This window comes from Hyphomicrobium sp., assembly GCF_019744875.1.
Classification (GTDB): domain Bacteria; phylum Pseudomonadota; class Alphaproteobacteria; order Rhizobiales; family Hyphomicrobiaceae; genus Hyphomicrobium_C.
Genome location: NZ_JAIETU010000002.1, coordinates 745,331 through 757,787 on the forward strand (window position 1 = coordinate 745,331; position 12,457 = coordinate 757,787).

The following is a 12,457-nucleotide window of genomic DNA, read 5'->3' on the forward strand; positions in this document are numbered from 1 at the left end:
GACAAGCCTGCCCGGGGTCAAGAGCACATGTTGTCATAATCTCCAAATTCTGCTGCTAAACTTTTCATTTGTTGCGCATTTATCCATTTCCACGACATCATATTGCGTTTTAGCCATGTAATCTGGCGTTTGGCGTAACGACGCGTCTCCGCTTTTGCTGCCTCCGCGGCGGCGGCCGGCGTGGTCGCCCCGGCGATCTCAGCGGCCAGTGGCGCAACGCCGAGCGCGCGCATGACCGGCAGATCCCGGCTCAACCCGAGTTGCAGAAGCGCCTGCACCTCCTCGAGCGCGCCCTCGGCCAGCATGGCGTCGAAGCGCGCGTCGCAGCGGGCGAATAGGTCGTCGCGGTCGCGCGACACGACGAAAGCGCGTCCCTCCTCCACGTGCACAACCGGCTCGCCCGGCTTGGCCTGCCACTCGGCGAGCGAGACGCCGGTCGCATCCAGAACTTCCAGCGCGCGCACGAGGCGCTGTGGATCTGTCGGGCGGAGGCGGGCTGCCATCACAGGGTCGCGCGCGGCGAGTTCGGCATGCAGCGCGGCCGGCCCGATCTCCGCGGCGCGGCTCCTCCAGTGGCTGCGAATGTCGTCGGGGACCGGCGGGATCGGCGACAACCCCTCGGTCAGCGCCATGAAATAGAGCCCCGTTCCGCCGACGACGATCGGAACGCGCCCGGCCTGCTGCGCCTCCGCGATGGCGGCTCCGGCCTCGGCCGCGAAACGCGCCGCCGAATACGCCTCGGCGCCTGGGACGTGGCCGTAGAGGCGATGTGGCACACGTTGCGTGTCCGTCTCGCCGGGGCGCGCCGTCAGCACACGCAGTTCGCGATAGACCTGCATGGCATCGGCGTTGATGATCGTGCCGCCGAGGCGCTCGGCCAGCGCCAGCGCCAAAGTCGACTTGCCCGAAGCGGTGGGCCCTGCAATCAGTATGGGTGCGCGTTTGGTCATGCCGCTTTCTATCCGAGCCACCTGTTCTTGGCATCTCTTCCCGCAAGCCGAGGTTATCCGGAATGCTGTCCGATCTGACGCTCGTCCTCATCGCCGCGCCGGGATCGGGGAACCTGAGCGAGACGATCGTCGCCAAGGCGCTCCGCGCGGCGCGCTCCTGCCATGGCGGGCGGGGCGGGGCCTGCGTGCGGTGGTTGTCACCCAGCGAGGCGTGGGACGCGCGCATCGAGACGGCGGCCAGCGTGTCCGACGTGCGCGCCGCGGTCGAACGCGCGGTCTCATCCTACCCCGTCGACTTCGCGGTTCTGCGCAGCGACGCGGGGCCTCGCAAGGCGCTGCTCTGCGCCGACATGGAGAGCACCGTCATCGAGCAGGAGATGCTCGACGAGATGGCCGACCTCGTCGGATGCCGCTCCGAGATCGAAGCGATCACGAAAGCCGCTATGCGGGGCGAGATCGATTTCGAAGGCTCACTCGCGCGCCGCGTCGCGCTGTTCGCGGGGCTCGATGTTCACGCGCTCGATCCGCTCATGGAGCGCATCACGCTCATGCCGGGCGCGGAAGCGCTCATCAAGACGCTGAGCGCGAACGGATGCCACACAGCATTGGTGACTGGAGGTTTCACGATCTTCGCCGAACCCGTCGCCAAACGCCTCGGCTTCGATACCGTGGTCGCCAATGTGCTCGAGGTGGACAACGGCCGGCTGACGGGACGTGTCGTGCCGCCGGTTGTTGGGCCCGCCACGAAAGCCGAGACGCTCGCGCGTTTGGCTGAGACGCACGCGATCACCTCGACCCAGACGCTGGCTGCCGGCGATGGTGCCAACGATGCCGCGATGCTGGCGGCGGCGGGTCTCGGCGTTGCATTTCGCGCCAAACCCAATCTCGCCGCGCAGGCGCGCGCTGCCGAGAACGGCGCCGTTGTGCGCCACGGCGATCTTACGGCGCTGCTCTATCTGCAGGGCTACACGCGCGAGAACTTCGTTTCTTGATCGCGGCTTTTCTGATCGCAGCTTTTTTGAAACCCGCCCGATCGCGCTCCGTACATCTGACACGCACCGCAACGCGTGCGTCAAACAACGGAGATGATCATGAGCAAGCACATTTTTGTGGCCGCACTCCTATTGGCCCTCACCGGTTCGGTGGCCGTCGCCGCAACGCCGGTCAAGCCCGAGGAGAACAGCCTTTCCGGCAAAGCCATGCGCGACCTGCCGGGCAACAATTCCGCCGGTAAAACCGCTCATCCGACGCAGAAGCCGGAAGAGTACAGCCAGTCCGGCAAGGCGATGCGCGATCAGCCCGGCAACGTGTCCGGCACCGGTACAGGCTCGCCGACGGCGCGTCCCGGCGACAACAGCCTGTCGGGCAAGGTGATGAAGGATCTTCCCGGCAACAACTGAGTTTGCCGCCCTTTTGGTCCCGCACGCCTTCCTTCAGCGGAGTGGACGGGACCGGACCGCCAGCCCTGCGTCGCGCGCGCAGGGCCGTTCGGTTATCTGTCACTGCCACCCACGCTCACGCACGGCCGAAGGCGTTCCGCAACGCAACGCGCACGCGATCGGCAAGCAGCGCCACCTGCGGCTTGAGGCGCGCCCATGCCTGCTTCGTCTCCAAGCGGACGCGGTTCTTGACCATGCGCCCGTAGCGCCACGCCCACGACGCGCGGATGCGTTCGAACAGCGCTTCCTTCCAGGGCATGATCCAATTGTAGGCCTGCGCGAACCAGCCGAGCTGCATCAGGGCGGGGCGCGTCAGCATGAACAGGCGCGCGATGAGCGCGGTCGAGGCGATCTTTGCGCACACGAACAGAAAGCCCGCGGCAACGAGCTTGCCTTGCGCGACGAGATAGACGGCAAGCAGCTTCAGCGGAAACAGCACCGAGGTCGGCAGTGCGAGAACGGCGAGTGCGCCGTAGGGCGGCAGGCTTGCGATGGCCTGCTCGGCGCGCGCCCAGATCCTGAAGCGCGCGAGCCACGCCAGCGCATCGGCGAGCGGCCGCCATCCCCACTCCTCGAACAGGAGCACGAGGGCGAGCACGACTTGAAACGAGAGGGCGACACCGGCCGCGATCCACGACGCAAGCGCGCGCAAGGCGCTCACCACCGGCGGGCGCACCTGGGCAACGGCCGCACCGAGCCTCTGCCACGCGCGCGCAATTGGGCGTGTGCTTTCTTCCGTCACGATCGCCTCGCTCGTTTCCGCCCGCCCCGACAAGGGCCGTCCGTCAACGTCATCGCGCGAGCAGCATCACCGCGCGAGGCGACCCGCGCTGAAATGCACCATTTGACAGTTGCGCCCATATTCTATACTTGCGTTGTCAAGAATCGAAACCAAGGGGGAAACATGACCTTACGTTCTGTGTTTGTAGGCGCCATCGCACTTTTGACCGCAGGCTCGTTCGCCGGCACCGCCGGCGCGGAAGAGCACGTCGTGAAGATGATGAATGCGAACGGCAAAGGCAAATTCATGCTGTTCGAGCCGGAAGTCGTCCACGCCAAGGTCGGCGACACGGTTAAGTTCGTGCCGACCAACAAGGGGCACAACGCCGAGACGATCCCGGGTCTTTGGCCGGAAGGCGCGGCGGAGCTCAAGGGCGAGCTCAACCAGGAAGCCGTGCTGACCATCGAGAAGCCCGGCATCTACGGCATCAAGTGCCTGCCGCATTATCCGATGGGCATGATCGGCCTCGTGGTGGCGGGCGACCTGACCAACAAGGCGCAGCTCGACAGCTACAAGCCTGCCGGATCCGCCACGAAGCGCTTCGACGAGCTGAAAGCGAAGATCACGCAGTAGCACGAGCAGTCACCGGGTGTTGGGTCCCAGGTGACCGCTCGATTGCCCGAGAAGCCGTCCGCGGCTCCGTCGCGGGCGGCAGTCAGTTCCCGAGGGGCGGCGAGATCATGGCCGCGTCCGCTTCGAGCGCGGCGGCCAGCTCCTCGCGCGCCTTCTCGGCCTGACGCTGCCGGTTCCACAGGCTCGCATAGAGCCCGTTGCGCGCGATCAACTCGGCATGGCTGCCCTGTTCAACCAGGCGCCCCTTGTCGAGCACGATGATCTGATCGGCGTGCACGATGGTCGAGAGCCGGTGGGCGATGACAAGCGTCGTGCGATCCACGGCGACGCGATCCAGCGCATCCTGGATCTCCTTTTCCGTATGGCTGTCGAGCGCGCTGGTCGCTTCGTCCAGCATGAGGATCGGCGGCCCCTTGAGGAGCGTGCGCGCAATGGCCACGCGCTGCTTTTCGCCACCCGAGAGTTTCAAGCCGCGCTCGCCCACCATGGTCTTGTAGCCCTGGGGCAGGGTCGCGATGAAGGTGTCGATCTGCGCCAGGCGCGCGGCCTCGTGCACCTCCGCGTCCGAAGCGTCGGGGCGGCCGTAGCGAATGTTGTAGAGGATCGTGTCGTTGAACAGCACGGTATCCTGCGGCACGACGCCGATGGCACGGCGCAGCGATTGCTGCGTCACGTCGCGGATGTCCTGGCCGTCGATGGTCACGCTTCCCGACTGGATATCGTAGAAGCGGAACAGGATGCGCGAGATGGTCGACTTGCCGGCGCCCGAGGGGCCGACGATCGCCACCATCTTTCCGGCCGGCACCTCGAATGAGATGTCGTGCAGAATTTTCCGGTCCGCATCGTAGGAGAACGATACGTTCTCGAACCGCACGGTGCCGTCGCGCACGACAAGCTCGCCCGCGCCCGGCTTGTCCTCGACATCGGGTTTGACGGCGAGCAGCGCGAACATCGTTTCGAGGTCGACGAGGCCCTGCTTGATCTCGCGGTACACCATGCCCATGAAGTTCAGCGGCATATAGAGCTGGATCAGCACGGCATTGATCAGCACGAAGTCGCCCACCGTATGCGTGCCGGCCATGACGCTGCGCGCGGATAGCCACATCACGAGCGTCATGCCGGCCGTGTAGATGGCGGCCTGCCCGGAGTTGAGTGTGCCGAGCGAGTAGTAGGTTTTTACGGCCGCCTTCTCGTAGCGCGCCATCGAGACGTCGTAGCGGCGCGCCTCGGCCTCCTCGTTGCCGAAGTACTTGACCGTCTCGAAGTTGAGCAGGCTGTCGATGGCCTTCGTGTTCGCTTCGGTGTCGCTCTCGTTCATCTCGCGGCGGATGGCGATGCGCCGCTCGGACGCTGCGAACGTGAACCACATGTAGGCAGCCACCGTGACCATCAGGATGAGCACATAGGTCCAGTCGAAATAGTAGACCAGCAGGGCGGCGACCAGGACGAGCTCGATGACGGTGGGCGCGAGCTGCATCACGCCCATGCGCACGATGAGGTCGATGCCGCGCGTGCCGCGCTCGATGACGCGCGAGAGGCCGCCCGTGCGCCGCTCCAGGTGGAAGCGCAGCGACAGCTTGTGGAGATGGCGGAACGTGCGGTTGTTCAGCTCGCGAATGGCGTGCTGGCCGACGCGCGTGAACAGCACGTCGCGGACCTGGTTCAGAACCATCATCAGGACGCGGCCGACGCCGTAGGCGACGATCAGCATGGCGATGGCGAAGGCGAGCGTTTTGGATGCCGCGACCTCGGGCTTCGCCAGGTCGGCCGCCAGCCAGTCGGTCGCCCACTTGAAGGCGATGGGGACCGCAACCGTGATCAGCTTGGCGAGCACGAGCACGACGAACGCGCCCGCCACTTCCATGCGCAGGTCGCGGCGTCCGTGCGGCCAGATGAAGGGCAGCAAACTCCGGAGAACGGTCCAGTGGTCGGCCGTGGCGGAAAGCCCGAGCAGATCAGGGCGCTCGCTGCGGCTCGCCGGCGATGTCGCGACGGATGTAGGTCTCATGTCCCTCGAACGATACGGATGGAGCACCCGGGCAGATCACGGGCGCGGCGCTACCGGCCGTTTGCAGGTGGCCGGGCAGGCGGAGACTTAGCTTCTTTGGTGCGCGGTGGCCAGTCGGGGCCTATTTGCCTGCCGCGTCATGACGCGGCGGCGCGGCCGCAGGCGGAGCCGTGCTTTGGCCCGCTCCGCTACGCGCGCGCGGGCAGCAACAGCCGCTGGCAGGGATAGATGCGGTCGGGATCGCGAATTTTGCGGCCGTTGGCGTTGCGGATCACCTCGTAGCGCGCGCCTTTTCTCATGTGGCGCCGGGAGATCGTCCACAGCGTCTCGCCGCGTGCGACCACGTGGATGCGGCGGTCTTTCGCGCGCGCTGCCTTCTTGCGTTCACAGCGTCCAACGGCGTGGCGAGACGTATTGCGGTGAGCGGCGAGTGTCCTCTTGCGCGAGACGTTGTGGACGCCGGCCTTGGCGGTGGCGAGCCTGCGTCGGGCGGCAGCGGGAGGCGCCTCCTTTGCGTGAGCGGCATATGCCGCGTCCTTGCTGCGGGGCTCGGGCTGGTTTCCCTCGGCGACGCTGGCTGCGCCGTCCGCTGCGCGCGGCTTCTCCGCTTCGGACGCCGCGATTTCGGGCTTAGAGGCTTGCGGCGCGGCGCCCTTGGCGGCGTGAGGCTCTGCTGCCTTGCGCTTTTCCGGGGTGGCGCGGGCTTCGGCCCAGCGCTGCTTGGCTTCTGCCTCACGCGCGTCGTTCGCGCGCTTGTCAGCCGCTTTCTGTTCGGCTGCTTTCTGTGCGTCTGCTTTCTCTGTGGCCTCGGCGTCTGCGCGCTGACGCGCGGTTTCTGCTTCCTGGCGCGCCTGCTCGGCCTCGGCCAAGAGCTTGCGCTCGCGGTCTTGGGCCGCGCGCTCGGCCTTGGCGCGGTCTTCTTCGGCGCGACGGGCTTCCTCAGCCTTGGCGTCCGCCAGACGCTTCCGCTCGGCGGCTTCAGCTTCCTTGCGCGCCTCCTCGGCTTTGCGCGCCGCCAGCTCGACTTCCGCGCGCTTGCGGGCCTCTTCCTCAGCAAGACGTGCCTGCTCAGCAAGACGGGCCTGCTCCGCTTTCGCGGCTGCCTCGCGCTGCTCGTCTTCGGCCTTCCTCCGCGCCAGCTCGGCCAGGCGAGCCGCCTCGGCCTTCTGGGCTGCTTCGGCCTCGGCGCGCGCGCGCTCCTGCTCAGCCGCAACGCGCACCTGTTCGGCACGTGCCTTTTCTTCGTCCACGTCGGGCTTGGGCGCGTTTTGCGCGGGCAGGTCGGGGCCGGCCGGGGGCGCGAGCAGGCTGGCCTTGTTGCCTTGCTCCCGCTTCTGGAATTCCTCGAGCTTCTTCAAGCCTTCGGCAATACGCCGGTCGAGGTCTTCCTTGATTTTCGCGAGCTCGGCTTTGCGCGCTTCAGCGCGCCTCAGCTCGGCTTCGGCCGGCGTTTCGCCATTCGAGGTCGAAGGCCCCGCGGCGCGCCGCGCGGCAGCCGCTGCGTCGGCCTGCGCGACCGCATGCTTCCACTGCTCGTCCGCCTTCCGCCGCGCCTCGACAAAGGCGTCCGCGTCGTTCGCGGCGCGATCCGCCGATGTGCCGACAAGACCATACGCCAGCTCGGTGAGCGGCGGGCCAAGGGCGGCCTCGGCTTGGTGGACCCAGAACGAAACGTAGCCCAGCGCCTGCTCCACGCCCGCTTTCAGAATGTCTGCGTAGCCCGGCCGCGGCGCGCGTTCGCCCTTCGCCCCAGCAGCGCCGCCGTTGGCGGATGGTTCACGCGGCACGGACAGCCGGTCTGCGATCTCTTCCTGATAAACCCGCGCCGCGCGTTCGAGCCATTCGGCGATGGCGGACTGCGCGGATGCGGTGGATGACGTGCGCGCGGGCGCTGTCTCGTCGCTTGCTCCAGCGGTCGCAGAGGTCGTCGCACTTGCCGTCGCGAGCGCCAGCGCAACGGCAAGACGGATGGCCGGGCCCGCGACGGACCCTGAGGCGCCCCGTGAGAACGCACGCGCGGACGCCTTTGCCTCGAACGGCCCGAATTCAGAACTCAACTTTCGCACACCCACGCAACCCTGCTCTCGCCTCGCCGGAGACCCCACGCCCGAGCCCGCACATTACGGCACTTTCCCTAAGCGCGGACAAGAGCCTGGGCTCAAATGCGCCTGTTTCGCCGCCGAGTTTCGTAAATGAGTTAACTGGCGGTTTTATGGTTAGGCGGGCGCCGGGAGGCCTTCGCCACCTGCCCGCCTCATTGGGGGCGTGGTCTCAGGAAAAACGGGCTCTCGTTGGCAAAGTGGCTCGGGCACACCATGTTATCTGGGACCCGGCGCGGGTTCTCCCGGCGCCGCTCCAACAAGGAAAAACACTTGAAAACCGAAAACACTTCATCGTCCCTCCCCTCTCGCCACGATCTCGCGAACGGTGCGCGGCCTGCCTCCACGGGCCGGTCGAGCGCGGGCCACGCGAGCGCGGTACGCAGCATCTGCGTCTACTGCGGCTCGGGCCCCGGGCGCTCGCCGGTCTATGCGGATGCGGCACGCGCTCTCGGCCGGTCTCTGGCAGAAAACGACATCGCGCTCGTGTACGGCGGCGGCGGTCTCGGGCTCATGGGCGAGGTCGCGCGTGCGACCCTCGAAGCCGGCGGCAAGGTCACCGGCATCATTCCGGACTTCCTGACGGTGCGCGAGCACATGCTCAAGGAGGTGACCGACCTCGTCGTCACAGCCGATATGCACGAGCGCAAAAAGCTCATGTTCGAGCGCTCCGATGCGTTCGTCGCGCTGCCCGGCGGCATCGGCACGCTGGAAGAGCTCGTCGAGCAGATGACCTGGGCGCAGCTCGGGCGGCACAACAAGCCGATCATCGTCGCGAACATTGATGGGTTCTGGACGCCGTTCCTGAGCCTGCTCACGCACATGCAGAGCGAGGCGTTCATTCGCGCCGGGCTCGAAGTTCCGTTCAGCGTCGTGACCGACGCCGAGGACATCGTGCCGCGCGCACAGGCCATCGCGGCCCAGCGCAGCGGCGAGAAGGAACCAGCGGCGCTCATCAAGTTTTAGACACACGCCTGGGCTTAGACATCTGGTGGCTTTAGTCTCGGCCTGCATCCTGGAGGATCGTGATGTCCAAACTCGCGCCGCTCGTGCTCATGCTCCTGGTTGGCCTGCCGGCCAGCTTCGCGGCGCCCGCGTTGGCGGATCCACGCGACTACTCGCGCGGCGATGACGATCGTTCCGGTGGGCGGGGCTATGACGAGCGCGGCTACGACGACCAGGACGACAACGACGACGGCCCCTCGGACCACTCCGGCCGCCACAGCGACAATGATGACGATGGCGACGATGACGACGGCGATTACGGCGCGTTCGGGCCGGGCGACGACGATGCCATGCCGGACGATTCATCCGACGGCATGCGAACGTAATGGGGGCGTCGCGCGTTAAGGGGTATCGTCGGATCTAACACTCCGAGGCCAAACTCTGAGGTCATACCCATGCGGTACGCCACCAAGTTGGCCGCATCCGCGGCTGCTATAACGTTCGTAATCGTTGCGGCGGGTCCGTCGGCGTTTGCGGATCGCGAACAACGCGCGCGGGCTGAAAGCCATTCCAGCGAAGACGCTCGCTCCCGTGCCGAGCATCGTCGAGCTGACGCGCGCCGCGCCTATGCCGAGCGCCAGTGGCGTCGCGCCTACGAGCGCAAACGCGCGCGCCAGTATGCGTATCCTTGGGGGCCGTGGGGTCCCTTTGCAGGACCGCCGGGGCTCTAGCCGCGCAAGTCCCCGCGCGGGAGGCGCTCCGCCATGGGAGGCGTCGCTCCCCATGGCCTGACAAAGTCTCGAAGATAAGTCGTGGTCTCGAAGGCCCGCCTTGAAATCAGTCCTTCGCGCGCTCGACGTACGAGCCGTCGGCCGTCATGACGACGACGCGCGTTCCCGTACCGATGTGCGGGGGCACCATGACGCGCGCGCCATTGGCGAGCTTGGCGGGCTTGTAGGACGACGAAGCGGTCTGGCCCTTCACGACGGGATCGGCTTCGATGATTTCCAGAACCACGCGCGCCGGCAGCTCGATCGCGATCGGATTGCCGTCAAACAGCGAGATGCTGCAGGTCATGCCTTCCTGAAGCCAGACAGACTGGTCGCCGAGCACGTCCTTGGAGACCAGGATCTGATCGAACGACTCGGGCTGCATGAAGTTGAAGCCCATGTCGTCTTCGTAGAGGTAGTTGTAGTCCTTCTCTTCAAGGTAGGCGCGCTCGACCTGATCGGTCGTGCGATAGCGCTCCGTGACCTTCACGCCGTCAGCGATGCGGCGCAGTTCCAGATGCGTGACGGGCGTGCCCTTGCCGGGGTGGATGTTCTCGGCGGTGATGACGACGGCAAGCTTGCCGTCGAGGTCGAGAACGTTGCCCTTGCGGATCGAGCTGGCGATTACTTTGACCACGGGTCTTCTCCATGAGTTCTGGCCGCGCCCGACGGCCTCCGTTAGGCCACTTCGCCACAAAACGTCCGTGCAGGCAGGAAATATGGGGGTCTCTTACTCTGGATCGGGTGCGAGGCCAAGGGCCCCCGGGCCATTCTCCTGCCCAGAGCGTCCCAGTGCGCGTCCAGATGCGGCTAGGCGGCCAAGCGCCCGGTCAGGCTCTGCCAGAGGCTCCGGGCGCCGTATCCAACCAACACGCCCGTCGTCAGAACGGCCAGCGTGATGCCAACCTGCCGCACCAGTCCGAACTCGGCATAGTCGGCGCGGATGGCCGCGGTTGCGGGCGTCGTATGGGACAGCATGATCAAGAAATCGAGGGAAAAGAGGCCGGCGGTCGCAACCATGAAGATCAGCAGCGCAGCCCACAGGCGGGATCTCACGAGGCCGCGCCAGAGCCAGCCTGCGGCGGCCGCGACCATCATCATGACCGGCGCGATCAGAATGTTCATGAACGCGTCCAAGCCCTCGGCCAGACAGGTGGCCAACTCCGCGCTGGCCGCCTGATAGCCCATCTCGTTGCAGGTGACACCCATCGCGAGACCCAAGAGCCACCCGATCAACTCGGCCAGCACGAAGATCACGAGCGCACTCGCAAAGGCGATGCGCAAGACGTTGGCAGGCTCCGGCGGCGCCAGGCCTTGCGGGGCTGCGGGAGCGGCCGCGAGGCGCGCGGCGCGCTTTGCGAAGTACCGCCGCGACAGGTCGAACAGCGGCACCGTCAGCATGTAAATGACGTTCTTGAGCGCATCGAGCGCGCCGCCCAGACCGCCCGACTGAGGCAGGTTGCCGATCGCGATGCCCGCCAGGATCGCGAAAGCCAGCGTGACCGCGGCGGCCGCGACTGTCGGGGTGTCGAGCGCGGGCAACCCCTGCTCCCTGGCCGTGGTCGTGCTCATGCTGCCCTTGCCCCCGCACCTGATGCGTCGTCAGACGTTACGCTTGCCGTCGGGGGCGTCGCAAGATGCCGCGACGCGCTGGCCACAGGACATGAGAATTCGTGTTGAGGCGGTTGTGGCGCGCTCAGTAGAGTGCGCGCGAGCTAAGGCCCGTGGACATCGTGCCGGCGGCGGACGTGCACGGACTGCGAACGCGAAGGATCGGACACCATGACGGCCACATCCTCCCCCTGGTGGGATGCCGAGCGGCACCGCGACCGCCGCCCGATGCTGGTGCTGCGCAACCGGATCAAGGCCGCGCTTCGAGGCTGGTTCGCGGAGCAGGGCTTCGAAGAAGTCGATCCGGGCGCGCTGCAGGTTTCTCCCGGCAACGAGACGCATCTGCATGCCTTTGCGACCGAGCGGATCGGCACTGCGCTCGACCGGCATCCGCTCTATCTGCATACGTCGCCCGAGTTCGCGATGAAGAAGCTGCTGGCGGCCGGCGAGCAGAAGATCTTCGCGTTCGCGCCGGTCTATCGCAATCGGGAGCAGGGCGCGCTGCACGCCTCCGAGTTCACGATGCTCGAATGGTATCGCGCGGGCGCGCCCTACACGGCGTTGTGGGACGATTGCGCGGCGATGCTTTCCATCGCGGCCGACACGGCGGGGCGGACGCACTGGTCATTGCGTGGGCGCGAGGCGGACATTCCTGGCGCTGACAGCGGCGCGCTGGAAAGGATTTCGCTCGACGAGGCGTTCCGCTGCTACGCGGGCTTTCCGCTGCTCGATACGGTGGAGGCCCCGGATGGATACGCCCGGCTGGCCCAGCGCGCGCAATCGGCCGGCATCCGCATCGCAGCCGACGACACCTGGTCGGACATCTTCTCGCGCGTGCTGGTCGAGCGGATCGAACCGCATCTCGGCTCGCCGCGCCCGACGCTGCTCTACGAGTACCCGGCGCCGGAGGCGGCACTGGCGCGGCCGGTGCCCAAGCGGCCAGAGGTTGCAGAGCGGTTCGAACTCTATGTCGCCGGCGTCGAGGTCGCCAACGGCTTCGGCGAGCTGGGAGACGCCACGGAGCAGCGCCGGCGCCTTGCCCACGAGATGGACGAAAAGTCCCGCATCTACGGCGAACGCTATCCGCTGGACGAGGATTTCCTGGCGGCGCTGCCGCACATGCCGCCGGCTTCCGGTTGCGCCCTGGGGTTCGAGCGGCTCGTCATGCTGGCGGCAGGCGCGACGTCGATCGATCAGGTGATCTGGACTCCGCTGGCCGGAGAGAGCAAGTAGTCGCCTGATGCAAGATGCTTCCGGATGCGGCGACGCATCTGGATCGCG

Annotated in this window: 12 protein-coding genes; 6 read left to right on the top strand and 6 right to left on the bottom strand. The window is 66.7% G+C overall.

The annotated features are described in order from the left end of the window. Positions 1-17: 17 nt before the first annotated feature. Complete coding sequence (gene miaA / locus K2Y42_RS03590) at positions 18-950, bottom strand: tRNA (adenosine(37)-N6)-dimethylallyltransferase MiaA (protein ID WP_291148559.1); 933 nt, start codon at positions 948-950, stop codon at positions 18-20. Positions 951-1,012: 62 nt separating this feature from the next. Between miaA and serB the strand changes: the two genes are divergently transcribed. Continuing rightward, the gene (gene serB, locus K2Y42_RS03595) at positions 1,013-1,942 is read left to right on the top strand and encodes a phosphoserine phosphatase SerB (protein ID WP_291148561.1); all 930 of its coding nucleotides are present in this window, start codon (positions 1,013-1,015) and stop codon (positions 1,940-1,942) included. A gap of 99 nt (positions 1,943-2,041) precedes the next feature. Further along, complete coding sequence (locus K2Y42_RS03600) at positions 2,042-2,350, top strand: hypothetical protein (RefSeq protein WP_291148564.1); 309 nt, start codon at positions 2,042-2,044, stop codon at positions 2,348-2,350. 115 nt (positions 2,351-2,465) lie between these two features. On the opposite strand, the gene K2Y42_RS03605 is transcribed toward K2Y42_RS03600, so the two are convergent. Next, the gene (locus K2Y42_RS03605; RefSeq protein ID WP_291148566.1) at positions 2,466-3,131 is read right to left on the bottom strand and encodes a hypothetical protein; all 666 of its coding nucleotides are present in this window, start codon (positions 3,129-3,131) and stop codon (positions 2,466-2,468) included. A gap of 162 nt (positions 3,132-3,293) precedes the next feature. On the opposite strand from K2Y42_RS03605, the gene K2Y42_RS03610 reads away from it, so the two are divergent. Next, complete coding sequence (locus tag K2Y42_RS03610; protein WP_291148569.1) at positions 3,294-3,743, top strand: pseudoazurin; 450 nt, start codon at positions 3,294-3,296, stop codon at positions 3,741-3,743. Between the two features lie 82 nt (positions 3,744-3,825). On the opposite strand, the gene K2Y42_RS03615 is transcribed toward K2Y42_RS03610, so the two are convergent. Further along, complete coding sequence (locus K2Y42_RS03615; protein WP_291148572.1) at positions 3,826-5,751, bottom strand: ABC transporter ATP-binding protein/permease; 1,926 nt, start codon at positions 5,749-5,751, stop codon at positions 3,826-3,828. Between the two features lie 188 nt (positions 5,752-5,939). Further along, on the bottom strand, positions 5,940-7,808 hold the full coding sequence (locus tag K2Y42_RS03620) for a LysM peptidoglycan-binding domain-containing protein (protein ID WP_291148573.1): 1,869 nt from the start codon (positions 7,806-7,808) through the stop codon (positions 5,940-5,942). Between the two features lie 429 nt (positions 7,809-8,237). On the opposite strand from K2Y42_RS03620, the gene K2Y42_RS03625 reads away from it, so the two are divergent. After that, a complete protein-coding gene (locus K2Y42_RS03625; protein WP_291150174.1) occupies positions 8,238-8,816 on the top strand; it encodes a TIGR00730 family Rossman fold protein in 579 nt (192 codons plus the stop codon). Positions 8,817-8,878: 62 nt separating this feature from the next. Then, entirely contained in the window at positions 8,879-9,181 is a 303-nt protein-coding gene (locus K2Y42_RS03630) for a hypothetical protein (RefSeq protein ID WP_291148575.1), read from the top strand. Positions 9,182-9,632: 451 nt separating this feature from the next. Here K2Y42_RS03630 and efp read toward each other — a convergent pair whose 3' ends face one another. Both efp and K2Y42_RS03640 read right to left on the bottom strand, forming a co-directional pair. Next, the gene (gene efp / locus K2Y42_RS03635; RefSeq protein WP_291148576.1) at positions 9,633-10,202 is read right to left on the bottom strand and encodes an elongation factor P; all 570 of its coding nucleotides are present in this window, start codon (positions 10,200-10,202) and stop codon (positions 9,633-9,635) included. A 173-nt stretch (positions 10,203-10,375) separates the two neighbouring features. Beyond that, positions 10,376-11,137, bottom strand: coding sequence for a hypothetical protein (locus K2Y42_RS03640; protein WP_291148577.1), 762 nt, complete (start codon positions 11,135-11,137; stop codon positions 10,376-10,378). 210 nt (positions 11,138-11,347) lie between these two features. Here K2Y42_RS03640 and epmA point away from each other — a divergent pair, with 210 nt between their 5' ends. Beyond that, positions 11,348-12,409, top strand: coding sequence for an EF-P lysine aminoacylase EpmA (epmA, locus tag K2Y42_RS03645; protein ID WP_291148578.1), 1,062 nt, complete (start codon positions 11,348-11,350; stop codon positions 12,407-12,409). The last annotated feature ends 48 nt before the right edge of the window (positions 12,410-12,457 follow it).